19 protein-coding genes are annotated in these 24,881 nt (G+C 60.8%); 10 read left to right on the top strand and 9 right to left on the bottom strand.

The window, feature by feature from the left end; translation table 11 throughout:
• Nucleotides 1-321 precede the first annotated feature (321 nt).
• The 6 genes from ulaG to glpD all read left to right on the top strand — a co-directional run bounded on the left by ulaG (nt 322) and on the right by glpD (nt 6,235).
• Nucleotides 322-1,386: an L-ascorbate 6-phosphate lactonase gene (gene ulaG, locus ACJ8IN_RS12395; protein ID WP_039569257.1), complete on the top strand. Its 1,065-nt coding sequence runs from the start codon at nt 322-324 to the stop codon at nt 1,384-1,386.
• 112 nt (nt 1,387-1,498) lie between these two features.
• Nucleotides 1,499-2,254 (top strand): HTH-type transcriptional regulator UlaR, encoded by a 756-nt coding sequence (ulaR, locus tag ACJ8IN_RS12390; RefSeq protein WP_033636329.1) that lies wholly within the window; start codon nt 1,499-1,501, stop codon nt 2,252-2,254.
• Nucleotides 2,255-2,338: 84 nt separating this feature from the next.
• Nucleotides 2,339-2,665 (top strand): thiosulfate sulfurtransferase GlpE, encoded by a 327-nt coding sequence (gene glpE, locus ACJ8IN_RS12385; protein WP_019455180.1) that lies wholly within the window; start codon nt 2,339-2,341, stop codon nt 2,663-2,665.
• A gap of 171 nt (nt 2,666-2,836) precedes the next feature.
• Entirely contained in the window at nt 2,837-3,673 is an 837-nt protein-coding gene (gene glpG, locus ACJ8IN_RS12380; protein ID WP_308326097.1) for a rhomboid family intramembrane serine protease GlpG, read from the top strand.
• 50 nt (nt 3,674-3,723) lie between these two features.
• Complete coding sequence (locus ACJ8IN_RS12375; RefSeq protein WP_004930797.1) at nt 3,724-4,482, top strand: DeoR/GlpR family transcriptional regulator; 759 nt, start codon at nt 3,724-3,726, stop codon at nt 4,480-4,482.
• Nucleotides 4,483-4,726: 244 nt separating this feature from the next.
• Nucleotides 4,727-6,235, top strand: a complete 1,509-nt coding sequence (gene glpD / locus ACJ8IN_RS12370; protein ID WP_060388426.1) for a glycerol-3-phosphate dehydrogenase — start codon at nt 4,727-4,729, stop codon at nt 6,233-6,235.
• Nucleotides 6,236-6,311: 76 nt separating this feature from the next.
• Here the strand turns inward: glpD and ACJ8IN_RS12365 are convergent, their stop codons facing one another.
• The gene (locus ACJ8IN_RS12365) at nt 6,312-7,229 is read right to left on the bottom strand and encodes a LysR family transcriptional regulator (RefSeq protein ID WP_047570204.1); all 918 of its coding nucleotides are present in this window, start codon (nt 7,227-7,229) and stop codon (nt 6,312-6,314) included.
• A gap of 111 nt (nt 7,230-7,340) precedes the next feature.
• Between ACJ8IN_RS12365 and ACJ8IN_RS12360 the strand changes: the two genes are divergently transcribed.
• From ACJ8IN_RS12360 to ACJ8IN_RS12350, 3 genes are all read left to right on the top strand, one after another.
• Nucleotides 7,341-8,153 (top strand): phytanoyl-CoA dioxygenase family protein, encoded by an 813-nt coding sequence (locus ACJ8IN_RS12360; RefSeq protein ID WP_047570203.1) that lies wholly within the window; start codon nt 7,341-7,343, stop codon nt 8,151-8,153.
• 84 nt (nt 8,154-8,237) lie between these two features.
• Nucleotides 8,238-9,425, top strand: coding sequence for a M20 aminoacylase family protein (locus ACJ8IN_RS12355; RefSeq protein WP_047570202.1), 1,188 nt, complete (start codon nt 8,238-8,240; stop codon nt 9,423-9,425).
• Nucleotides 9,426-9,510: 85 nt separating this feature from the next.
• Nucleotides 9,511-10,851 (top strand): MFS transporter, encoded by a 1,341-nt coding sequence (locus ACJ8IN_RS12350; RefSeq protein WP_047570201.1) that lies wholly within the window; start codon nt 9,511-9,513, stop codon nt 10,849-10,851.
• A gap of 70 nt (nt 10,852-10,921) precedes the next feature.
• On the opposite strand, the gene glgP is transcribed toward ACJ8IN_RS12350, so the two are convergent.
• The 6 genes from glgP to asd form a co-directional block, all read right to left on the bottom strand.
• Nucleotides 10,922-13,369 (bottom strand): glycogen phosphorylase, encoded by a 2,448-nt coding sequence (gene glgP, locus ACJ8IN_RS12345; protein WP_308326098.1) that lies wholly within the window; start codon nt 13,367-13,369, stop codon nt 10,922-10,924.
• 141 nt (nt 13,370-13,510) lie between these two features.
• Nucleotides 13,511-14,941 (bottom strand): glycogen synthase GlgA, encoded by a 1,431-nt coding sequence (glgA, locus tag ACJ8IN_RS12340; protein ID WP_033636333.1) that lies wholly within the window; start codon nt 14,939-14,941, stop codon nt 13,511-13,513.
• A gap of 135 nt (nt 14,942-15,076) precedes the next feature.
• The gene (gene glgC / locus ACJ8IN_RS12335) at nt 15,077-16,354 is read right to left on the bottom strand and encodes a glucose-1-phosphate adenylyltransferase (RefSeq protein WP_004930810.1); all 1,278 of its coding nucleotides are present in this window, start codon (nt 16,352-16,354) and stop codon (nt 15,077-15,079) included.
• A 15-nt stretch (nt 16,355-16,369) separates the two neighbouring features.
• Nucleotides 16,370-18,352, bottom strand: a complete 1,983-nt coding sequence (gene glgX / locus ACJ8IN_RS12330; RefSeq protein WP_308326099.1) for a glycogen debranching protein GlgX — start codon at nt 18,350-18,352, stop codon at nt 16,370-16,372.
• Nucleotides 18,349-20,535: a 1,4-alpha-glucan branching protein GlgB gene (gene glgB / locus ACJ8IN_RS12325; protein ID WP_308326100.1), complete on the bottom strand. Its 2,187-nt coding sequence runs from the start codon at nt 20,533-20,535 to the stop codon at nt 18,349-18,351. Before glgB ends, glgX begins: the two co-directional genes overlap by 4 nt.
• A gap of 436 nt (nt 20,536-20,971) precedes the next feature.
• A complete protein-coding gene (asd, locus tag ACJ8IN_RS12320) occupies nt 20,972-22,075 on the bottom strand; it encodes an aspartate-semialdehyde dehydrogenase (RefSeq protein WP_033636337.1) in 1,104 nt (367 codons plus the stop codon).
• A gap of 193 nt (nt 22,076-22,268) precedes the next feature.
• Here asd and ACJ8IN_RS12315 point away from each other — a divergent pair, with 193 nt between their 5' ends.
• On the top strand, nt 22,269-22,862 hold the full coding sequence (locus ACJ8IN_RS12315; RefSeq protein WP_004930825.1) for a YhgN family NAAT transporter: 594 nt from the start codon (nt 22,269-22,271) through the stop codon (nt 22,860-22,862).
• A gap of 30 nt (nt 22,863-22,892) precedes the next feature.
• Here ACJ8IN_RS12315 and gntK read toward each other — a convergent pair whose 3' ends face one another.
• Nucleotides 22,893-23,420, bottom strand: a complete 528-nt coding sequence (gntK, locus tag ACJ8IN_RS12310; RefSeq protein ID WP_033649350.1) for a gluconokinase — start codon at nt 23,418-23,420, stop codon at nt 22,893-22,895.
• Nucleotides 23,421-23,521: 101 nt separating this feature from the next.
• The gene (gene gntT / locus ACJ8IN_RS12305) at nt 23,522-24,838 is read right to left on the bottom strand and encodes a gluconate transporter (RefSeq protein ID WP_033636339.1); all 1,317 of its coding nucleotides are present in this window, start codon (nt 24,836-24,838) and stop codon (nt 23,522-23,524) included.
• Nucleotides 24,839-24,881: the final 43 nt, after the last annotated feature.

Below are 24,881 nucleotides of genomic sequence, written 5' to 3'. Positions count from 1 at the left end.
CGCCCTCACCATATCAATCACCAACAATCACAAAAAGATCATAAATGATTATTTGTGAACAACCTCGCAAGATAAAAATCAATTCCACTAGCATTCAATGAATTAGGCAACATACATTTTATTACCCATTGAATTTAATAGCAGTAACCAGGAGAAGCATAAGCGCCATGGGCAGTGTCGCACGCGAATAAGGCGGCGTTAACGGGAGTTAAGATCGTTGTCAGCTGAAAAAAACGATGCTAGATTCAATCAAAACAAGTCACATAAAATCTTAATGTGATTACTTATGATTTTATTATCACCGACAATGAGGAAAAACCCATGAGTAAAGTCAACGACATCACCCGCGAGTCCTGGATATTGAACACCTTTCCCGAATGGGGCACTTGGCTGAACGAAGAGATAGAGCAGGAGAAAGTCGCGCCCGGCACCTTCGCCATGTGGTGGCTGGGCTGCACCGGCATCTGGCTCAAGTCTGAAGAAGGCGCCAACCTGTGCGTCGATTTTTGGTGTGGCACCGGCAAGCAGAGCCACGCCAACCCGCTGATGAAAACCGGCCACCAAATGCAGCGCATGGCCGGGGTGCGGAAACTGCAGCCGAACCTGCGCACCACCCCATTCGTACTCGACCCGTTCGCCATCACCCAGCTCGACGCCGTGCTGGCCACGCACGATCACAACGACCATATCGATGTGAACGTCGCGGCGGCCGTGTTGCAGAACTGTCCCGAATCCGTCCCGTTTATCGGGCCGAAAAGCTGTGTGGATATCTGGATCGGCTGGGGCGTGCCGCCGGCGCGCTGCATCACCGTCAAACCTGGCGACGTGATAAAAATCAAAGACGTCGAAATTCATGCGCTGGATGCTTTCGATCGCACGGCGCTGATCACATTACCGGTGGAACAAAAGGCCGCGGGCGTACTGCCGGACGGCATGGATCTGCGTGCGGTCAACTACCTGTTCAAAACGCCGGGCGGCAACCTTTATCACAGCGGCGATTCTCACTACTCCAACTATTACGCCAAGCACGGCAACGATCACCACATTGATGTCGCCCTCGGCTCCTATGGCGAGAACCCACGCGGCATTACCGACAAGATGACCAGCGCCGACATCTTGCGCATGGCGGAATCGTTGAACGCCAAGGTCGTGATCCCCTTCCACCACGATATTTGGTCGAATTTCCAGGCAGACCCGCAGGAGATCCGCGTGTTGTGGGACATGAAAAAAGATCGGCTCAAGTACGGTTTCAAACCCTTTATCTGGCAGGTTGGCGGCAAGTTCATCTGGCCGCAGGACAAAGACAATCTGGAATATCACTATCCGCGCGGGTTCGATGATTGTTTCACCCAAGAACCCGACCTGCCCTTCAAGTCTTTCTTGTAATCAACCGGTGTTGCATACTGATGCGCGCTTTTGAACGGCAATGATTCAAATCGTCAAACGGCGCGCATATAATCGAAGGCAACGACGTTCTTCTCACCCTGATGGAGCCCGCATGACAGAGTCCCAACGCCACAATGCCATTCTCGATCTCTTGCATCGCAAGGGGCAAATCTCCGTGGCGGACGTGATCGCGGCGTTTGACATCTCTCCGGCCACCGCGCGCCGGGACATCAACAAACTGAATGAAATTGGCAAATTACGCAAAGTGCGCAACGGCGCCGAAGCCACGCAAACCCCGCGCCCGGCCTGGACGCCGCTTAACATCCACCAAACCCAGCATCTCGACGAAAAAATGCGCATCGCGGCAGCGGCGGCGCAACTCTGTCAGCCGGGCGAAAGCGTGGTGATCAACTGCGGTTCCACCGCATTTCTGCTGGGGCGTGAAATTTGCGGCAAGCCGGTTCAGGTGATCACCAACTACCTGCCGCTGGCCAACTACCTGATCGAACAGGACCATGACAGCGTGGTGATCATGGGTGGCCAGTACAACAAGACTCAGTCGATTACCCTGGCGCCTCAGGACGGCGACGCGACGCTGTACGCCGGGCACTGGATGTTCACCAGCGGTATCGGCCTTACCGCCGAGGGTTTGTATAAAACGGATATGCTGACCGCCATGGCGGAGCAAAAGATGCTCAACTACGTCGGTAAACTGGTGGTGCTGGTCGACAGCAGCAAAGTCGGCCAACGCGCCGGCATGCTGTTCAGCCGCACCGAGCAAATCGCCATGGTGATCACCGGCCGCGCCGCCAATCCGGCGATCGTTGAACAACTGCGTCAACAGGGCGTTGAAGTGCTGCTGGTGTGACAAAACCACACCCTTGCTCTGGTCTTAAACGCCGCAGAGTTGGTTACAATAGCGGCGTCCCCCAATTACGAGGCAGTCAGCAGTATGGAACAGTTCGAAGCGATCAACGTTGAGCAAGCGTACGCCCGCTGGAAAGAGGGCAGCGCCGCCCTGGTCGACATCCGCGATCCGCAAAGTTTTGAAGCCGGGCATACGCCGGGCGCCTTTCACCTCACCAACGCCACCCTGTCGGCCTTTATGCAGCAAAACGACTTCGAGCGGCCGGTAATGGTGATGTGCTACCACGGCAACAGCAGCCGCAGCGCGGCGCAGTACCTGCTGCACCAGGGGTTCGACGCGGTCTACAGCATCGACGGCGGCTTCGAGGCCTGGGCCCGCCAGTATCCGCAAGACGTGGAAACCTCTGCCTGATCCCCTCCGCCCGCCGTGCATCGGCGGGCTTCCCCTTCGATTTTGTGCGCGTTTTCGCGGGTTTTTCGCAGATCCGTTTGCCAGCGCTCAGGATTTCGACGTTATAATCGGCCGTCAGGGTCGCCGGCGGGCAAGCCGCGGCCAAAATCATTCACTTACGACGGAAGAGCAATGGTTAGAGTAATCGCCGTATCCAACCCGCGCCTAGCGCTGGCCTTTGTCGACTATATGGCGACCCAGGGCATCCGGCTTGAGCTGCGCAACAGCGGCGAGGCGGCGGAAATCTGGCTGGCCGACGACGTTCACCTCGAGCAGGTGCAACACGAGCTGCAGCAGTTTCTGACCGATCCGCTCAACCGCCGTTATCAGGCAGCCAGCTGGCAGACCGGCCATACCGACGCCGGCCTGCACTATCAGAGCGAATCCTATCTGCACACCCTGCGCAGCAAGGCCGGGCCGCTGACGCTCGGCGTGATGGTGCTGTGCATCGCGGTCTATATTCTGATGCAGGCGCTGGGTGACGATGCCGTGATGTACTGGCTCTCTTGGCCGCAGGACAGCAGCCAATACACGCAGCTGTGGCGCTGGGTCAGCCATGCGTTCCTGCACTTCTCCCTGCTGCATATTCTGTTTAACCTGATGTGGTGGTGGTATCTCGGCGGCCAGATGGAAAAACGCCTCGGCGCCGGCAAGCTGTTCGTGCTGGCGGTGGTATCGGCCTTCTTCAGCGGCTGGGCGCAATCGCTGTTCAGCGGCGCGCTGTTCGGCGGGCTGTCAGGCGTGGTTTATGCGCTGATGGGCTATGTCTGGCTGTCGGGCGAACGGGCGCCAGAGCGCGGCCTGATGCTGCCGCGCGGGCTGATGGCGTTCTCGGTGCTGTGGCTGGTGGCCGGATATTTCGATATTTTAGGAATGTCGATCGCCAACGCGGCACATGTAGCCGGTTTAGTGTTAGGGTTATTGATGGCATTTTGGGATACGCGTCATCGCGCACACAACGAACAATAACAGCCGGGAGCTGTGCCCAGCGGGCATAGCGGGCGTTTTAGGGGATTATCGTGAAGCAAACACAGCGTCATGACGCAATTATCGAGCTGGTGCGCCTGCAGGGTTACGTCAGCACGGAAGAGCTGGTGGAACATTTTGACGTCAGCCCGCAAACGATTCGCCGCGATTTGAATGACCTGGCCGACCAGAACAAGATCCAGCGTCACCACGGCGGCGCGGCGTTGCCTTCCAGCTCGGTCAACGCTGCCTATAACGATCGCAAGGTGATGTGGTCGGAAGAGAAGGCCCGCATCGCGCAGCGCGTCGCCAGCCAGATCCCGGACGGCGCCACGCTGTTCATCGATATCGGCACCACGCCGGAAGCGGTGGCCCATGCGCTGATGAACCACAAGAACCTGCGCGTGGTCACCAACAACCTCAACGTCGCCACCCTGCTGACCGCCAAGGAAGACTTCCGTCTGATCCTGGCCGGCGGCGAAGTGCGCACCCGCGACGGCGGCATCATGGGCGAAGCCACCCTGGACTTTATCTCCCAATTCCGCCTCGATTACGGCATTCTCGGCATCAGCGGCATCGATATGGACGGCTCGCTGCTCGAATTCGACTATCACGAAGTGCGCACCAAACGCGCGATTATCGAAAATTCCCGCTGCGTAATGCTGGTCACCGACCACTCCAAATTCGGCCGCAACGCCATGGTCAACCTGGGCAACATGAATCTGATCGACTACCTGTTTACCGACCAGTTGCCGCCGCCGAGCGTGATGAAAATCATCGAGCAGTACGACGTGCAGCTGGAGCTGTGCTGATCCGCCGTTAACCCGCGGGGCGCGCCGCCGCCCCGTTTCCCCCCGACGCCCCCTTTTCGACAGCCGTTTGCCCGCCCGCTCCATATCCTTATCATTTATGTGCCTATCATCACCAAACTGTTACCTTTATCACGCCTAAATGTTTTTGTTTGGTTAAGTCTTGGCTTGCTTGTTGGTTTTTGATTACAATCATGAGCGAAAACGAACATGAAAGAGCTATTTCGAACATCTGGAGGAAGATGACGTGGAAACCAAAGACTTGATCGTTATCGGTGGCGGCATCAACGGTGCCGGCATCGCGGCGGATGCTGCCGGGCGCGGGCTGTCGGTACTGCTACTGGAAGCGCAAGACTTGGCCTGTGCTACGTCTTCCGCCAGTTCCAAACTGATCCACGGTGGCCTGCGCTACCTGGAACACTACGAATTCCGTTTGGTGAGCGAAGCGCTGGCCGAACGTGAAGTGCTGCTGAAGCTGGCGCCGCACATCGCGTTCCCAATGCGTTTCCGCCTGCCGCACCAGCCGCACCTGCGCCCGGCCTGGATGATCCGTATCGGCCTGTTCCTGTACGATCACCTGGGCAAACGCACCAGCCTGCCGGGCAGCAAGGGCTTGCGCTTTGGACCAGAGTCGGTGCTGAAGCCTGAATTGAAGCGCGGTTTCGAATATTCCGACTGCTGGGTCGACGATGCTCGCCTGGTGGTGCTGAACGCGCAGGAAGTGGAAAAACGCGGCGGCGAAGTGCGCACCCGCACCAAAGTGACCCGCGCATGGCGTGAAAACGGCATGTGGATGGTGGAAGCGGTCGATATCGACAGCGGCAAAACCTTCACCTGGCGCGCCAAAGGCCTGGTGAACGCCACCGGCCCGTGGGTGAAAAACTTCTTCGACGACGGCCTGAAGCTGAAATCGCCTTACGGCATCCGCCTGATCAAAGGCAGCCACATCGTGGTGCCGCGCGTACACGATCAGCCGCAGTCTTACATTCTGCAGAACGAAGACCACCGCATCGTGTTCGTGATCCCGTGGAATGACGAGTTCTCCATCATCGGCACCACCGACGTGGAGTACAAAGGCGATCCGAAGGACGTGAAGATCGACGAGAACGAAATCGCTTATCTGCTGAAAGTGTACAACGATCACTTCAAGAAGCAGCTGGGCCGCGACGACATCGTCTGGACTTACTCCGGCGTGCGTCCGCTGTGCGACGACGAATCCGATTCGCCGCAGGCGATCACCCGCGATTACACGCTGGACGTGCACGACGAACAAGGCAAGGCGCCGCTGCTGTCGGTCTTCGGCGGCAAGCTGACCACCTACCGCAAGCTGGCCGAACATGCGATGGAAAAACTGGCCCACTACTACCCAGGCTGCGGCCCGGCGTGGACCAAAAACGCCACGCTGCCAGGCGGTGACATCGGCGGCGATCGCGACGGCTACGCGGCCAAACTGCGCCGTGCGCACGGCTGGCTGCCGGAAGCCCTGGCGCGCCGCTATGCCCGCACCTACGGCAGCCAGAGCGAGCTGATCCTGGCCGGCGCCAACGGCCTCGCCGATCTGGGCGAAGATTTCGGCCACGGTCTGTATGAAGCCGAACTGCGCTACCTGACCGAAAAAGAGTGGGTCGTAGAGCTGGCCGACGCCATCTGGCGCCGCACCAAGCTGGGCATGTGGCTGGACGAAGCGCAGCAGGCGCGAGTGAAAGCCTGGCTGGCGGAACACGCGAAAACGAAAACGCTGTCTCTGGCTTCCTGAGCCGCAGCGTAACGAAGAAAGGGCCGGTTATCCGGCCTTTTTCTTTTTCTATTTGCCGTCCACATCGGCAACGTCGCTAAAGGCGCCAGCCGAACCCCGCGCTTTCACCAAACCACCGCATTGCCCGTTCCCGCAGCGCATTGACCAGGGGCGAGTTGCTGCTGGCACGCGGCTCAGCCAGAACAATACGCTGTGGCGGTAACGGTTCTGCAATGGGAAGGATGGCCAATGGCTGTCCATCGTAGCTGTGATCGCCAAAAGGTCGGGTGTAAGCCACGGCGACACCGAAACCGTTGGCCACCAGACCACGCTGCAATTCGAGGGAGTAGGCTTTACTGAGGCGCTGTGGCTGCAGACCGTAGAAGTGAAACAATTCCAGGAAATGTTGTGAGCTGTAGGCTTGATTCGTCAACACCAAAGGGTAGTTACAGAGCTGCCGCAAGCTGACCTCGCCTTGATCAGCCAATGGATGGTCGGCCGGCAACAGTGCATGAGCGGACAGTTCACATAATACGGTGCTGCGTATCCGCTCCGGCAGGCCAAGATCATAGCTGAGCGCCGCGTCCAACGTGCCGTTGCTCAACTGCTTGCTGATTTGGTCGAAACCATATTCACGAATCGAGACACCAATCGCCGGATGACTTTCTTTCAGCCCGCGCAACAGCTGCGGCAGGCAGTAAGGCGCCAAATCCTCAAAACACCCCAGCGTCAGCTCACCGGCCAAGGTTCTGCGCTCGTCGGCCAGGCGTTCCAGCTCGTGCACGCCGGCAACTATCTGCTGGGCCTTGTCCATCGCGTGTCGCCCAAATGGCGTGAGCGTCACCCCTTGTCCCCGCTGGCGCACAAACAGCGCTTTCCCCATAAGCTCTTCCAATTCATTGAGCGCAGCGGAAACCGCCGGCTGCGAGACATTCAAGTGCTCGGCAGCCTGTGTGATATTGCCGTGGCGAGTCACCGCCAGGGCGCAGCGAATATGGCGCAGCGTAATCTTCATAAAAAAACCTGAGGAGCCAGATCGGAACATATTATTTTATTTTTGGAGGGCTCTGACGAATAGTCCAATGGTGGTCGCCGAGATCATGGCGGCCGTCACAAAGGAGCCACTATGAACCAGTCAGTCACCTCTTTGGTCTCAAAGGACGATATCGCTGCTTTCCAACGCGATGGCGCTATTTGCCTGCGTGGTGCGTTCAAAGATTGGATCGAACCTATCGCCGAGGGCATAGCGCGCAATCAGCGTGAGCCGGGGCCATACGCCACTAACGTCGTCGCTACCGGTGAACCGGGCGGTTTCTTCGATGACTACTGCAACTGGGAACGCATTCCCGAATTTGCCGCCGTCGTTCGCGAATCGCCTGCAGCCGGCATCGCGGCGGCGGTCATGCAATCTCCCAGCGCGCAATTCTTTCACGACCATGTGCTGGTCAAGGAACCCGGCACGCAGAAACCGACCCCCTGGCATCAGGACATCCCCTATTATTTTCTCGATGGCGAACAGACCGTCAGTCTGTGGATCCCGGTTGACCCCGTGCGTGAGGCAACCCTGCGCCTGATTGCCGGTTCCCACCAATGGCCGCAATGGGTATTGCCGCTGCGTTGGAAGGACGACGGTAACTTTTACGAGGATGTCAGCCGTTATCGGCCGGTGCCCAACCCGGATATCGAACCCGATATGTCGGTTTTAGAGTGGGAAATGGAGCCTGGCGATGCAGTGCTGTTCGACTTCCGCACCGTACACGGCGCGCGGGGTAACCTTAGCACATCCCGGCGGCGCGTGCTGTCACTGCGCTGGTTAGGCGAAGATGTGCGCTATGCCGAACGCCCGGGGAAAACATCACCGCCCTATCCCTACCATGGTATGCAACCTGGCCAGCGCCTGCGTCCGGATTGGTTCCCTCAGATCTGGCCTGAAACCTAAGCGCGTCCCACCTGCACAATAAAAAAGAGCCTGACAGCGTCTCAGCCGACGATCAGGCCAAACATCGCTGCTGAGGAGAGAGTTATGTCGTTTCACACCATCCTGCCCGAAGTACACGAGCTGATGCCGCCCATGGTGGCGTTGCGCCAGCACCTGCACGCCCATCCTGAATTGAGCGAAGAAGAGTTCGACACCAGTCGTTTGGTCGCGGACAAGCTGCGCGATTGGGGTTATGACGTCCATCACGGCCTGGCGGGAACCGGCGTCGTCGCGTCGCTGCGCAAAGGACAAAGCCAGCGCATTATTGGCCTGCGTGCCGATATGGACGCGTTACCGATCGTCGAAACCAGCGGCCTGCCTTACGCCAGCCGCCACAGTGGCAAAATGCATGCCTGCGGCCACGACGGTCATACCGCGATGCTCTTGGCAGCTGGCCAATGTCTGGCTCAAAGCATCGATTTCGACGGCACCGTGCGTCTTATCTTTCAACCCGCCGAGGAAGGATTCCTGGGAGCGAAGAGAATGGTCGAAGATGGCCTGTTCCAACGCTTCCCCTGCGATGCGGTATTCGCCCTGCACAATTGGCCCGGATTGCCGGTAGGCTGCTTCGGCTTCCTGCCTGGGGCCTTTATGGCCTCGGCCGATACGGTGACGATCCGCATCAACGGCCGGGGCGGCCACGGCGCCATGCCTCACGAAACGGCCGATCCGGTCGTCGCCGCCGCCTCTCTGGTCATGGCATTGCAAACCGTCGTCGCGCGCAATCTGCCGCCGTTGGACATGGGTGTCGTCGGAATAGGGTCAATTCATGGCGGCGGCAGTTCTACGGTAGTGCCAACCTGCGTAGAACTGGCGATCACCGTCAGAGCGCTGAAGGAAGCCACGCGCCGCCTGTTGTTGCAACGCATTGAAGCCCTGGCGCATGCCCAAGCAGCAGCCTTTGGCACAACGGCCGAAGTCACCGTCGATGCCAATGCCTATCCGGTGCTCTACAACCACCCTGAAGAAACCGATCTGGCTCGCTCGGTGGCGCTCTCATGGCTCGGGGAGGATGGCGTGGTTCCCGACATGCAGCCGATGACCTGCAGCGAGGATTTCTCTTTCATGCTGAAGGCCTGCCCCGGCAGCTATCTGATCATGGGCAACGGCCAAGGGACGGAAGGCGGTTGTCCGTTGCACAACCCCGGCTATGACTTCAATGACGCGGCGCTGCCCTATGGGGCCAGTTATTGGGTGAAGCTGGTGAGCACGTACCTCAAACCCGCCGACTGATTCATCGCCTGCACCGTTCATTCAGGCCGGGCACATTCTGCCCGGCAGCTCACCCTGAGCCTCCCTTGTCTGCAAGGAGAACGTCATGACCGCCACTTCCACCCTCTCCGCACCGAGTGCGGGGGCGAACCTGTACGCTTCACGCCGGCGAGTCATCACCGGCACCACAATTGGCAACGCCCTGGAGTTTTTCGACTTCACGGTATTCAGTTTTCTGATGTTGTTTATTGGCCCGCTGTTTTTCCCCGCCGCTTCAGCCTATGGACAGTTGTTGTTGACCACGGGCACGTTCGGCGTCGGTTTCCTTATGCGGCCGATTGGCGCGCTTCTAATCGGCTCTTATTCCGACCGCTTCGGGCGACGCTCGGCGATGGCGCTGACCCTGTTTCTCATGGGATTGGGTTGCGCCATGATGGCTCTGGCGCCAACGTATAAACAAATCGGCATGATGGCGCCTTTAATCATTGTGCTGGCGCGTTTGATACAGGGCTTTGCCGCCGGCGGGGAAGTGGGTGCGGCCACCACCTTACTGGTAGAACATGCGCCGCCTGCGCAAAGAGGGTTTTACGCCAGTTGGCAGTTCGGCAGCCAATCGCTAGGCATTTTTCTTGGCGCCGTCATGGTCGCCGCGCTGGTGGCCGGCCTGGATCAACAGGCGATGAGCGATTGGGGATGGCGGGTGCCGTTTTTCATCGGCATGCTCACCGCACCGGTAGGATGGTATATACGGCGTCATCTGGAAGATACCCTCATCATTGGCTTGCCCACCCAACAGGCCAAACAGCATGCCGCCTGCCGCAGCCCGCTGCGCGAACTGTTCGGACAACACAAACTGACGTTGGTTAAAAGCGTACTGCTGATGCTGGGCGCCATGGTCTCGACCCAAATCATCGCTTTTTATATGCCGGCCTATGCCGCCCGGGTGCTGGGTCTGCCCACCACCTCCAGCCTGCTGGCCAGCGTCGTCGTGGGCATCACCTGTTTTCTGCTCTCGCCACCGGTCGGCTGGCTGGCGGATCGCTATGGGCGCAAACGGGTGATCTTTTACTCGCGGCTGCTGACGCTGGTGGCGATTGTCCCCAGCTTCCAGTGGCTGAACGCCGCGCCCAGCCTTTTCAACCTACTGCTGATCATCGGCCTGTTATCCATGTTGTTAACCCTGCAAACGGTGCCAGGCATTACCATGCTGCCGGAGATGTTTCCCAAATCGATCCGTACCACCGGCATGGCGGCAGCTTACGGCATTGGCGTTTCGGTATTTGGTGGATTCGCGCAGTTCTTCGTGACCTGGTTACTGCAGGTGACCGGTCAGCCCCTCGCACCAGCCTGGTACATGATGGCGACAGTCGCCCTGTCCACGCTGGCGCTGCTGTGGATACGCGATCGTACCGGCGAAGATATCGATCGCATCACGAGTGAGAATTAGCGCCAAAATAAAAACGCGCCCGATAGAATTTATCGGGCGCGTTTGCCAAACGGGTGACATCAATAAAGCATCACAGCTTCACTGGCTGAATGTGCCAGATTTCGTCCGCGTATTCCTGAATGGTGCGATCGGAGGAGAAGTAGCCCATGTTGGCGATATTCAGCACCGCGCGCCGCGTCCACTCGTCCTGATTGAGATACACCTCGTCCACCTTGTCCTGCGTGTCCACATAGCTGCGGTAATCCGCCAACAGCTGATAGTGATCGCCCAGGTTGACCAGCGAGTCGAACAAATTGCCGTAGCGTTTCGGCTCTTCCGGGCTGAACACGCCGGTGGCGATCTGCGTCAGCGCCTGATGCAGTTCTGGGTCTTGCTCATAGTACTGGCGCGGGTTGTAACCGTTGCGACGCAGTTCCTCGACCTGCTCGGCGGTATTGCCGAAGATAAAGATATTCTCCTCCCCTACGTGCTCGCGCATCTCGACGTTGGCGCCGTCCAGCGTACCGATGGTCAGCGCGCCGTTCAGCGCGAACTTCATGTTGCTGGTGCCCGAGGCCTCGGTGCCCGCCAGCGAGATCTGTTCGGACAGATCCGCCGCCGGGATAATGATCTGCGCCAGGCTGACGCCGTAGTTCGGAATGAACACCACCTTCAGTTGGGTATGCACGCGCGGATCGTTGTTGATCACTTTGGCCACGTCGTTGATCAAGCGGATGATCTGCTTGGCGGCATAGTAGGCCGAGGCCGCCTTGCCGGCGAAGATCACCACCCGCGGCACGCGATCGATCTCCGGATCGTCCAGCAGACGGTTATACAGCGTGATGACGTGCAGCACATTGAGCAGCTGCCGTTTGTACTCGTGGATGCGCTTGATCTGCACGTCGAACAGCGCATCCGGGTTGACCACCACGTTGAGCGTTTTGGCGATGTACAGCGCCAGCCGCTCCTTGTTCTGCCGCTTGGCGCGCTGCACCGCCTGCAGGAAACTCGGGTAATCGACGTTGGCTTTGATCTCGCTCAGCTGGCTGAGATCGGTGCGCCAGGTTTGGCCGATGCAGTCGTCCAGCACCGCCGCCAGCGGCGGGTTGGCCAGCGCCAGCCAACGGCGCGGCGTCACCCCGTTGGTTTTGTTGCAGAAACGATTAGGGAACAGCCGGGCGAAGTCGGCGAACAGCGACTGCACCATCAATTCGGAATGCAGGGCGGAAACGCCGTTGACCTTGTGGCTGGCCACCACCGCCAGCCACGCCATGCGCACCCGGCGGCCGTTGGTTTCGTCGATGATCGAGACCCGCGCCAGCAGGTCGTTGTCGCCCGGCGCCACTTCCTGCACCATCTTGAGGAAGTGATCGTTGATTTCGAAAATCAGCTGCAGGTGGCGCGGCAAGATGCGGCCAATCATGTCCAGCGGCCAGGTCTCCAGCGCCTCGCTCATCAGTGTGTGGTTGGTGTAAGAAAACACCTGCTCCACCACTTCCCAGGCGTCGAGCCACTTGAATTTGTGCTCGTCGATCAGCCGGTGCATCAGCTCGGGAATCGACAAGACCGGGTGAGTGTCGTTGAGGTGAATGGCGATCTTGTCCGCCAGGTTGTCGAAGGTTTTGTGCATCAGCCAATGGCGGTTGAGGATGTCCTGCACCGTCGCCGACACCAGGAAATACTCCTGCCGCAGCCGCAGCTCACGCCCGGAGGAGGTCGAGTCGTCCGGATACAGCACGCGCGACACGTTCTCCGAGTGGTTTTTATCCTCCACCGCGGCGAAATAATCGCCCTGGTTGAACTTACCGAGGTTGATCTCGTTACTGGCCTGCGCGCCCCACAGCCGCAGGGTGTTGGTGGCATCGGTGTCGAAACCGGGGATCACCTGATCGTAGGCGATGGCCACGACCTCTTCGGTCTCCAGCCAGCGCGCCTTGGCGCCCTCCTGCTGCACGCGGCCGCCGAAGCGCACCTTGTAGCGGGTGTTGTGGCGCGGAAACTCCCACGGATTACCGTACTCCAGCCAGTAGTCCGGCGACTCCATCTGTTGGCCGTTGACGATGTTCTGCTTGAACATGCCGTACTCGTAGCGAATGCCGTAGCCGCGCCCCGGCAGCGCCAGCGTCGCCAGCGAATCGAGGAAGCAGGCCGCCAGGCGGCCCAGACCGCCGTTGCCGAGGCCAGGGTCGTTCTCTTCTTCCAGCAGTTCACCCAGGCTCAACCCCATTTCGTTCAGCGCGTTGTCGATATCATGATAGATGCCCATCGACAGCAGCGCGTTCGACAGGGTGCGGCCGATCAGGAACTCCATCGACAGGTAATACACCTGCCGCACGTCCTGCGACAGCTGGGCGCGGTTGGAACGCAGCCAGCGTTCAACCATGCGATCGCGCACCGCGAACAGCACGGCGTTCAGCCAGTCGTGCCGGTTGGCGATGGCCGGATCCTTGCCGACGATAAACATCAGCTTATAGGCGATGGAGTGTTTCAGCGCTTCCACACTGACCGTAGGTGAGGTGTAACTAAACGGTGAAGTCATGGCTTTTTAATCCCTTGTAGGGAGCCCAGCCATTCGCCGCGGAATAGCGGGCCCCGCTGAACATGGACGCGGCACGCCGCGCCCCGACAATCAACCCAAACGGCTGCCCGCCGCGCGTCAACCCGAGACGCGAAACGCGGGCTACAAACGTTGATAAAGCGATAAATACTCTTTCGCCGCCACCGGCCAGCCGAAGTCCACGCTCATGGCGTGGCGCTGAACGTGGCGCCAGTGTTTCGGCCGGCTCCACAGCACCATGGCGCGGCGGATGGCGTTGCCCAGCGCGACGGCATCGCAATCGTCGAACACGAAGCCGCTGGCGGTGCCGTCGGCCAGGTTCTCCAGCGCGCAGTCCACCACCGTGTCCGCCAGCCCGCCGGTGCGGCGCACCAGCGGCAGCGTGCCGTATTTCAGGCCGTAGAGCTGCGTCAGGCCGCAGGGCTCGAAGCGGCTCGGCACCAGAATCACGTCGGCGCCGCCGATGATGCGGTGAGAGAAGGATTCGTGATAGCCGATCTGCACCCCAACCTGCTCGGGATAATCGGCGGCGGCGGCCAGAAACGCCTGTTGCAGCACCGCATCGCCGGCGCCCAGCAGCGCCAGCTGCCCGCCCTGCGCCAGCAGCTCAGGCAGTGCCTGCAGCACCAGATCCAGGCCTTTTTGGCTGGTCAATCGGCTCACCACCGCGAACACCGGCAGCGATTCATCCACCTTCAGCCCCATGGCCTTTTGCAGATGCAGCTTGTTTTTGACCTTGCTTTTCAGATCGTCGGCGTCGTAGCGGGCGCTCAGCCGCGGGTCGCGGGCCGGATCCCAAATGTTGTCGTCCACCCCGTTGAGGATGCCGCTCAGCCTGCCCTGCCGCTGCCGCTCCTGCAGCAGCCCCTCCATGCCGTAGCCGAACTCCGGCCGGGTGATCTCGCGCGCATAGGTCGGGCTGACGGCGGTCACGTGGTCGGCATAAAACAGCCCGGCCTTGAGGAACGACATCTGGCCGTAGAACTCCAGGCCATAAACATCGTAAAACGACGCCGGCAGCCACAGCTCGGTCACGTGATGGGCAGAGAACAGCCCTTGATAGGCCAGGTTGTGCACCGTAAACACCGAGCGCGCCGGGTGGCCGTTGGCGGCCAGATAGGCGCAGCTCAGGCCGGCGTGCCAGTCGTGGGCATGTACCAGCTGCGGCCGCCAGTAGCGATCCAGCCCCTTGGCCAGCTCGCAGGCCATCCAGCCCAGCAGCGCAAAGCGGCGGTGGTTGTCGGGATAGGCGTACATGGACTGATCGTGGTACGGGCTGCCCGGCCGGTCATACAGCCAGGGCGCATCGATGAGATAGATGCCCACGCCATGGTAGGTGCCGTAACGCAGGCCGACCCGGCCGGCGAACGAGTCGATTTCCGCCACCAGCGAGGTGTCGGGGATGCCGTTGCGTACGTCAGGGAAAGCGGGCAATAGCACCCGAACATCGGCGCCTTCGGCGATTTGCGCCGCCGGCAGCGCGCCAACCACGTCTGCGAGTCCACCCGTTTTCAGCAGGGGGAACATTTCAGAACATACGTGTAAGACCTGCATTATCACTCCTGAAAGTCGGCCGAAGGCCTCTGGATAAGAAATAAAGCAGGCTTGCCGCTGTTATGCGTGCCGCGTTGCGCAAGCCATCGAACCGTTCATCAGGCGGCAGGCTATCGTTCTGCCGCCCACGTTAACTCACAATTTTGACAACATTTCGCGCGTCACCAGCACGATGCCGCCTTCCGAGCGATAAAAACGCTTGCTGTCCTCATCGGCGTTTTCCCCGATCACCATGCCTTCCGGAATGTGGCAGGCGCGGTCGATGATGCAGCGCCGCAGGCGGCAGGAACGGCCGACGTTCACGTCCGGCAACAATACGGTAGAGTCGATGGTGCAGAACGAGTTCACTCGCACGCGCGGGAACAGCACCGAATGCACCACCACCGAGCCCGAGACGATACAGCCGCCGGACACCAGCGAGTTCATGGTCATGCCGTGGCTGCCGGAGCGATCCTGCACGAACTTGGCCGGCGGCAGCGGCTCCATGTGGGTGCGGATCGGCCAGGCGCGGTCGTACATGTCCAGCTCCGGCGTCACCGACGCCAGATCGAGGTTGGCGCGCCAGTAGGCGTCCAGCGTGCCCACATCGCGCCAGTACGGCGGCAGATCGGGGTTGGAGGTCACGCAGGACAAGGTAAACGGATGCGCCCACGCCGCCTGCTGCGCGGTGATTTTCGGGATCAGATCCTTGCCGAAATCGTGGCTGGAGCCGGGGGTCGACATATCCTCTTCCAGCAGCTGAAACAGGTAGGCGGCATTAAAAATATAGATGCCCATGCTGGCCAGCGACATATCCGGGTTGCCCGGCATCGCCGGCGGATCGGCGGGTTTCTCCAGAAACTCGATGATGCGGTCGCTTTCATCCACCTTCATCACGCCGAATTCGCCGGCTTCGCTGCGCGGCACCGGCAGGCAGGCCACGGTGCACTGGGCGCCCTTCTCGACGTGGTCTATCAGCATGCGCGAGTAATCCATCTTGTAGATGTGGTCGCCCGCCAGGATCACCACGTATTCGGCCTCATAGCGGCGGATGATGTCCAGGTTCTGATACACCGCGTCGGCGGTGCCTTTGTACCAATGCTCGGTGCTGAGGCGCTGCTGGGCCGGCAGCAGATCGACGAACTCGTTCATTTCCTCGTTGAGAAACGACCAGCCGCGCTGAATGTGCTGCACCAGCGTGTGCGACTGGTATTGGGTGATCACGCCGATGCGGCGAATGCCGGAGTTCAGGCAGTTCGACAGGGCGAAATCGATGATGCGGAACTTGCCGCCAAAGTGGACGGCGGGCTTGGCGCGGGTGGAGGTCAAATCTTTCAGACGCGAGCCGCGGCCGCCGGCCAGGATCAGCGCTACGGATTTAATCGGCAGCTGGCGCGCCAACATCAGGGGGTCTTTATTTTCAAACCTAACCATAGCGGACTCCTTTTATTATTTCCGTACCAGAACGCAAAGCGATCGCGCGGCCTGGTGCCAGGCGGGTAACACCGCCCGTGAGTCTTCCTGAGTGAACGGGGCGACAACCTGCCAATCGCCTTCCGGCAACCTCATCTCCACCGTTTGCGGCGTGGCGTTGACCAGCAGCAGCCAGTGCTGCGACAGCAGGATCTGCATGAGCAGATCGCCTTGCTCCCACTGCTGCGCGTCGAGCGGCTGCCCTTGCGCGTTCAGCCACTGCACGTTGCCGTCGCCCTGCTGCCACCAGCGGTCCTGTTGCAACGCGGGGATCTGGCGGCGCAGCGCGATCAGCGCCGCGACGTAATCGGTCAACGCGTCATCCGCCGTGGCCCAATCGAGCCAGGTGGTGGCGTTGTCCTGACAATAGGCGTTGTTGTTCCCCTGCTGGCTGTGTCCCTGTTCATCGCCGGCCAGCAGCATCGGCGTTCCCTGGGACAGCAACAGCGTGGCGAGCATCGCCCGCTGGCTGGCCCTGCGGCGTTGCACAATGGCGTCGTCGGCGACCAGGCCTTCCACGCCGTGGTTGTTGCTGAAATTGCGATCGCTGCCGTCACGGTTGCCTTCGCCGTTCGGCTGGTTGTGTTTCTCGTTGAAGCTGACCACGTCCTGCAGGGTAAAACCGTCATGGGCGGTCAGCATGTTGACGGTGGCGTAAGGCGCCCGCCCACGCTGGTTGTACAGATCGCTGGAGGCGGCGAAACGCCGGGCGAACTGGCCGAGCGACACGCCGCTCTGCAGCCAGAAACGGCGCATGTTGTCGCGATAATGGTCGTTCCATTCGGCGAAGCGGCCGGGGAACGCCCCCACCTGATAGCCGCCGGGGCCAACGTCCCAGGGTTCGGCGATCAGCTTGCAGCGCGACAGCACATCGTCCGCCAGCATCGCCTGGAACAGCGGCGCATCGCGATCGAATCCCGGCGTGCGGCCGAGCACGCTGCCCAGATCGAAGCGGAAACCGTCGACGTGGCACTCCCGCACCCAAAAATGCAGGCAATCCATCACCCAGGCCACGCCCTGCGGCTGATCCAATCGCAGGGTGTTGCCGCAGCCGGTGTCGTTGACGTAGTCCCCTTCCGGCGTCAGCCAGTAGTAGCTCTGGTTGTCGATGCCGCTCAGCGACAGCATCGGCCCGTCCCTGTCCAGCTCGGCGCTGTGGTTGAACACCACGTCGAGGATCACCTCGATGCCGGCTTGGTGCAGCGCCTTGACCGCATCGCGAAATTCGTTCAGCGGCGTGCACTCGGTGCTCAGGCTGGCGTAGCGGTTGTCCGGCGCATAGGGCGCCAGCACGTTATAGCCCCAGTAGTTGATCAGCCCCAGCCGCTGCAGCCGCGGTTCGGAGGTATGTTGCTGCACCGGCAGCAGTTCCAGCGCGGTGATGCCGAGGCGTTTGAAGTGGGCGATCATCACCGGGTGCCCCAGCGCGGCAAAGCTGCCGCGCAGCGCCGGCGGGATCTTCGGGTGCAGCAGCGTCAGGCCGCGCACGTGCGCTTCGTAAATCACCGTCTGCCCCCAGGGCGTGGCGGGCGGGCGATCGTCCTGCCAGTCGTACTGTTCGTCCACCACCACGCATTTCGGCATCAGCTCGGCGCTGTCGTGCGGATCAGGCTGTTCGTAACCGCCGTGCAGGTGCGGGTGATCCGCCACCGGCCCCTCCACCGCGCGCGCGGCCGGATCGAGCGCCAGCTTGTTGGGGTTGAAACGCTGCCCGTTCGCCGGGTCGAACGGGCCGTAGACCCGGTAACCGTAACGTTGCCCCGGCCTGCCGCCCGGCAAATAGCCATGCCAGATATCGCCGCTGCGCGCCGGCAGCGGCAGGCGCACTTCGCGTTGCTGGCCGTCGAACAGGCACAGCTCCACCCGCTCGGCGTGCGCCGAGTACAGGGTAAAGTTGATGCCTTCGCCGTCGTAATGCGCGCCCAGCGGCGCGGCGAGGCCGGCCGTCAGCTCCGTCATGGCGCCTCCCGCAGCAGATAAATGGTCGCCAGCGGCGGCAGCGTCACGCAGATGGAAAAGTCGCGGCCGTGGCTGCCGACCGCTTCGGAAGAGACCCGCCCCTGATTGCCGGCGTTGCTGCCGTGATAGTGGTGCGAATCGGTATTGAGGATCTCGCGATAGTCGCCGGCGCGTGAGAGGCCGATGCGGTAGCGGTAGCGCGGCACCGGGGTAAAGTTGCTGATGGCGATCAGCTCATTGCCCTGCGAATCGTAGCGCGCGAACGCGAACACCGAGTTGTCGTGATCGTCGACCACCAGCCACTCGAAGCCGTCCGGGCGGTAGTCACGCTCGTACAGCGGCGCCTGCTGCCGGTAGCAATGGTTCAGATCGCGCACCAGCCGCTGCACGCCGTTGTGCCAGTTATCCAGCCCCTCCAGCAAATGCCAGTCGAGGCTGGTATCGAAATTCCACTCGCGCCCCTGCGCAAACTCGCAGCCCATAAACAGCAGCTTTTTGCCCGGATGCGCCCACATAAACCCGTAATAGGCGCGCAGGTTGGCGAACTTTTGCCAAGCGTCGCCCGGCATGCGGTCGAGGATCGATTTTTTGCCGTGCACCACTTCATCGTGCGAGATAGGCAACACGAAGTTCTCGGTGTAGGCGTACAGCATGCCGAAGGTCATCTGGTTGTGGTGATACTTGCGGTGCACCGGATCGCACTTCATGTAATTGAGCGTGTCGTGCATCCAGCCGAGGTTCCACTTGTAGTGGAATCCCAGGCCGTTGGCGTCCGGCGGCAGGGTGACGCCGGAATAGTCGGTGGACTCCTCCGCCAATGTCACCGCGCCCGGCTGCGCCTGGCCGATAGTCTGGTTGGTATAACGCAGGAAGGCGATCGCCTCCAGGTTCTCGTTGCCGCCGTAGTAATTCGGCACCCACTCGCCGTCGGCGCGGCTGTAGTCGCGATAAATCATCGACGCCACCGCATCGACCCGCAGCGCGTCGATGCCAAAGCGCTCCAGCCAATACAGCGCGTTGCCCGCCAGGTAGTTGCGCACCTCGTGGCGGCCGTAGTTGTAGATCAGCGTATTCCAGTCCTGGTGGTAGCCTTCGCGCGGATCGGCGTATTCGTACAGCGCGGTGCCGTCGAAGTTCGCCAGGCCGTAGGCGTCACTCGGGAAGTGCCCCGGCACCCAGTCGAGGATCACGTTGATGCCCGCCTCATGCGCCGCCGCCACGAACGCCCTGAAATCGGCCGGCGTGCCGAAGCGCCGGGTCGGCGCATACAGTCCCAGCGGCTGGTAGCCCCAGCTGCCGTCGAACGGGTGCTCGTTGATCGGCAGCAGCTCGATATGGGTAAATCCCATGTCCTTCACATAGTCGATAAGCTGCACCGCCAGCTCGCCGTAGCTGAGCCAGAAATGGTTGTCGGTGTGACGACGCCATGAGCCGAGATGCACCTCGTAGATGGCGATCGGCTGGTCAAAATCGTTGGCGCGGCGGCGCGCCTGCGTCGACGGCACCACCTCCGGCAGCGGCGCCACCAGCGAGGCGGTGTCCGGGCGCATCTGCGCCTCGAAGGCGTAAGGATCGGCTTTCAACTGGGTATTGCCGTAGCAATCGACGATTTCATATTTGTACAGCTGGCCGGCCCGCACGCCGGGCAGGAACAGCTCCCAGATGCCGTTTTCACGCCGCAGACGCATCGGATGGCGGCGGCCGTCCCAGAAGTTGAACTCCCCCACCACCGAGACGCGCTGGGCGTTGGGCGCCCAAACGGCAAAGCTAACGCCGTCGACGTCATCCAACGTGGCGAGGTGAGCTCCCAGGCGTTCATAGGGGCGCAGGTGCGTGCCCTCAGCCAATAGCCAGCTGTCGATGTCCTGCAGCAGCGGGCCGAACCGATAGGGATCGTCGACGGTCTGTTGGTGATCGCGCCAGCTGACCTGCAGCTGATAGCGGAAAGGATTTTTGCGCCGCGGCACCACGGCGCTGAAGAAGCCGCGCGGATCGTCGCAGTTCAACTGCACCAGCCGCCGGCCGGTTTGCTGTTCCACCAGCCAGACTGCGCCAGCGTCCGGCAGCAGCGCGCGCACCTGCAGACCGTTATCGGTCGCATGCATGCCAAGCAGAGCAAAGGGGTCGGCGTAATGGCCGGAGATGATCTGATCAATCACGTCACGATCGGGAAGTACAGGCATAGTCTTCTTCCTTAGATTAACAGCATGATCTAAGCACGGCTTGTTGGTTATTCCTTGGCCGTTTTGGTCATCATGCAATGCATTCGGTATCCAAAGCGTGATTGCGGTCGGTTATTGACCAATCTTTACTCTGCCGACCTGAATTTCGCTCTTTATGCTTATTTTTAGAAATATTTCAGTCATGGTGAAAAATTGTTCGCCCATGCGTTAAGCATAGCCAATGTCTGTTAAAAACTGCTCAGCATTGCTCAGGAAAATTCTTCATTAAGAAAACTGCCAGCCTGGCGGCGCCGGCATGCGGCGGCCGACGAGGAGATATGCGGGGTACAGCTCATTGAAGCAGGGCTTGCGATGACGTTGCCCGACGCGGCAAACAAAAAAGCGGAAAATAAGGCTTTAGGGGGCTGAAAGTAGCCAGCCCCCAGGAAGTGCGGGTTTACAGCAGAATACGCAGCATGCGGCGCAGCGGCTCGGCCGCGCCCCACAGCAGCTGGTCGCCCACGGTGAACGCCGACAGGTACTCCGGCCCCATATTCAGCTTGCGCAGACGGCCGACCGGCGTATTCAGCGTGCCGGTCACCGCCGCCGGCGTCAGTTCGCGCATGGTCAGCTCACGGTCGTTCGGGATCACGCGCACCCAGTCGTTGTGCGTCGCCAGCATCTGCTCGATTTCCGGCAGCGACACGTCTTTTTTCAGCTTCAGGGTGAACGCCTGGCTGTGGCAGCGCAGCGCGCCGACGCGCACGCACAGGCCATCGACCGGGATCACGCTGCCGGTGTTCAGAATCTTGTTGGTTTCCGCCTGGCCTTTCCACTCTTCGCGGCTCTGGCCGTTGTCGAGCTGCTTGTCGATCCACGGGATCAGGCTGCCGGCCAGCGGCACGCCGAAGTTATCGGTCGGCAGTTTGCCGCTGCGGGTGGCCTCGGTCACCTTGCGCTCGATATCCAGAATGGCGGAAGCCGGATCCTGCAGCTCTTTCGCCACGTCGGCATGCAGCATGCCCATCTGGGTCAACAGTTCGCGCATGTGGCGCGCGCCGCCGCCGGAGGCCGCCTGATAAGTGGCGACCGACGCCCACTCCACCAGATCGTTGGCGAACAGGCCGCCGAGCGACATCAGCATCAGGCTGACGGTGCAGTTGCCGCCGACGAAGGTTTTGATGCCGTTGTCCAGGCCCTGCTGAATCACCGCGTGGTTGACCGGATCCAGGATGATGATGGCGTCGTCCTGCATGCGCAGCGAAGAGGCCGCGTCGATCCAGTACCCCTGCCAACCGCTGGCGCGCAGCTTAGGATAAACTTCGTTGGTATAATCGCCGCCCTGACAGGTAATAATGATATCGAGCGCGCTCAGCGCGTCGATGTCATACGCATCCTGCAGCGTGCCCTGCTGGCCGCCGAAGGCCGGCGCGGCGGAACCGTGCTGCGAGGTGGAGAAAAAGACCGGGCGAATGGCATCGAAATCGCGCTCTTCCGTCATGCGTTGCATGAGAACCGAGCCGACCATTCCGCGCCAACCGATGAAACCAACGTTTTTCATAATATCTGTGTCCCGCCCGGATAAGGGCTTATGTAGGTGATAACGAGTTGTGTGCAATATCTCCTCACCTTACAAAATGTCGGCGCGGGCGCAAAGTGAATTTATTCGATGGCTGGGGATTTCTCAGCAATCCTTCTTATAGGCAAGGACGCGGCCGGAAAGGCCGAGGCGTTTTCCCGATCACGAGGTCACCATGACAGAGATGATTTCCGCTACGGTATTGCTGTTTTTAATTATGGATCCGCTGGGCAACCTGCCGATTTTCATGTCGGTGCTCAAGCATCTGGAACCGCGCCGCCGTCGGGTAGTGCTGATCCGCGAGCTGCTGATCGCCCTGCTGCTGATGCTGATCTTCCTGTTCGCCGGCGAGAAAATTCTGGCGTTCCTCAACCTGCGCACCGAAACCGTCTCCATTTCCGGCGGCATCATCCTGTTTCTGATCGCCATCAAGATGATTTTCCCCACGCAGGAGGGCAACAGTTCGGGGCTGTCCGCCGGCGAAGAGCCCTTCCTGGTGCCGCTGGCGATCCCGCTGGTGGCCGGGCCGTCGATTCTGGCGGCGCTGATGCTGCTGTCGCACCAGTATCCGCACCAGCTGCCCCATCTGGTGGCGGCGCTGTTGATCGCCTGGGGCCTCTCTGCGGCCATTTTGCTGATGTCGAACCTGTTCCTGCGCCTGCTGGGCAGCAAAGGCGTCAGCGCGCTGGAACGGTTGATGGGGCTGATTCTGGTGATGCTGTCGACCCAGATGTTCCTGGACGGCGTGAGGGCTTACATGAAGCTGTAGGCGCCTGGCGGCGCCGACGACGGCCCGCGCTCAGCGGGCGGTGATGCGGTTGATGCAGGCGAGCGTGTCGGCGACCACGCCGTCCAGCGGCTGGTTGATGTCGATCGCCTGCACATCCGGCTCCTGCTCGCCCGGCTCTTCCAGCGTGGCGAACTGCGAAACCAGCATCTGCGGTTTGAAGAAGTGGCCCTTGCGCTGTTTCAGGCGCTCCTCAATCACCGTCTTGTCCCCTTTCAGGTAGAGGAAATGCAGGTTGCGATTGCCTTCGCGCAGGCGGTCGCGATAGCTTTTTTTCAGCGCCGAACACACCAGCAGCGACACCGGATTGGTGCGTTGCATGGCGAAGATGGCGTCGTTCAAGGCCGCCAGCCACGGGGCGCGATCGTTGTCGTCCAGCGCGTGCCCGGCGGCCATTTTGTTGATGTTGGCGCGCGGATGCAGGTAATCGCCGTCCAGCATGGCGGCATCGGCCTCGCGGGCGACGGCGCTGGCTACGGCGGATTTGCCGCTGCCGGAGACGCCCATCAGGATAAATACGTGATTCTGCGGATTACTCATTGTGTCATGCCCTTATGGGAACTGGCGCGAGCGCGCCAAATGCGTCCCGACTGATAAAGATACTCTGGAACGCCGACGCCCCGCAGGGCGCCGGATAAAGATTATACGACCGTCGCCAGCAGCAGGCAGCCCACCAGGCCGCACACCGAGATGATGGTTTCCAGCACCGACCAGGATTTGATGGTTTCCATGATGCTCAGGTTGAAGTACTCCTTGAACAGCCAGAAGCCAGGATCATTAACGTGCGAGAAGATAACGCTGCCGGAACCGACCGCAATCACCATCAGCTCAGGGCTGACGCCGGTGGTGGCGATCAGCGGGGCGACGATGCCGCCGGCGGTGATCGCCGCCACGGTGGCGGAACCCAGCGCCAGACGCAGCGCGGCGGCGATCGACCAGGCCATCAGAATCGGCGAAACGTTGCTGCCTTCCATCAGGCCGGCGATGTACTGCTCGACGCCGCTGTCCACCAGCACCTGCTTGAAGGCGCCGCCGCCGCCGATGATCAACAGCATCATGGCGATGATTTTAATCGAATCGGTGATGGTGCCCATCACTTCATCCATGGTGCGGCCGCGGTTCAGGCCGAAGGTGAAGATAGCGATCAGCACGGCGATCAGGGTCGCCATCACCGGGTCGCCGAAGAACTCGGCGAAGCGCAGCAGGCTGTGGCCCTTCGGCAACACCATTTCAGCGACCGCGCGCAGTGCCATCAGGATCACCGGCACCAGCGACGTGGCGACGCTGACGCCAAAGCTCGGCATCTCCGCTTCTGTAAAGGTTTTCGGGTTGTACAGGCCTTCCGGCACCGGCTTGTCGATGCCTTTCAGGAAGCGGGCATAAACCGGGCCGGCCAGGATCACCGTCGGGATCGCCAGCAGCGTGCCGTACAGCAGGGTTTTACCCATATCGGCATGGAAGATGGTGGCGATGGCGGTCGGGCCCGGGTGCGGCGGCAGGAAGCCGTGGGTCACCGACAGCGCGGCGGCCATCGGCACGCCGACGTACAGCAGCGGGATGCGCGCGGAAGCGGCGATGGTGAACACCAGCGGCAGCAGCAGCACGAAGCCCACTTCGTAGAACAGCGCGAAGCCGACGGTGAAGCCGGTCAGCACCACCGCCCATTGAATGTGTTTTCTGCCGAACTTGTCGATCAGCGTGGTGGCGATGCGCTGCGCGCCGCCGCAGTCCGCCAGCAGCTTGCCGAGCATGGCGCCGAAGCCCATGATCAGCGCCAGGCTGCCCAACGTGCCGCCCACGCCGGCCTTGATGGAGCCGATGACTTTATCGACCGGCATGCCCTGTGCGATCCCGACCGCCAGGGCAACCAGCACCAGAGAGATAAAGCCGTTCAGCTTGAAGCGGATCATCAGCAGCAGCAGCAGCGCTACGCCGCCTGCAACAATCACTAATGGCATAATTTTTCTCCAACCTTTTATCGCGACTCTCTTTACGATAGGC

This window comes from Serratia sp. CY31944, from assembly GCF_052169175.1.
Classification (GTDB): domain Bacteria; phylum Pseudomonadota; class Gammaproteobacteria; order Enterobacterales; family Enterobacteriaceae; genus Serratia; species Serratia sarumanii.
This window is presented reverse-complemented; position numbering and strand designations above follow the sequence as displayed.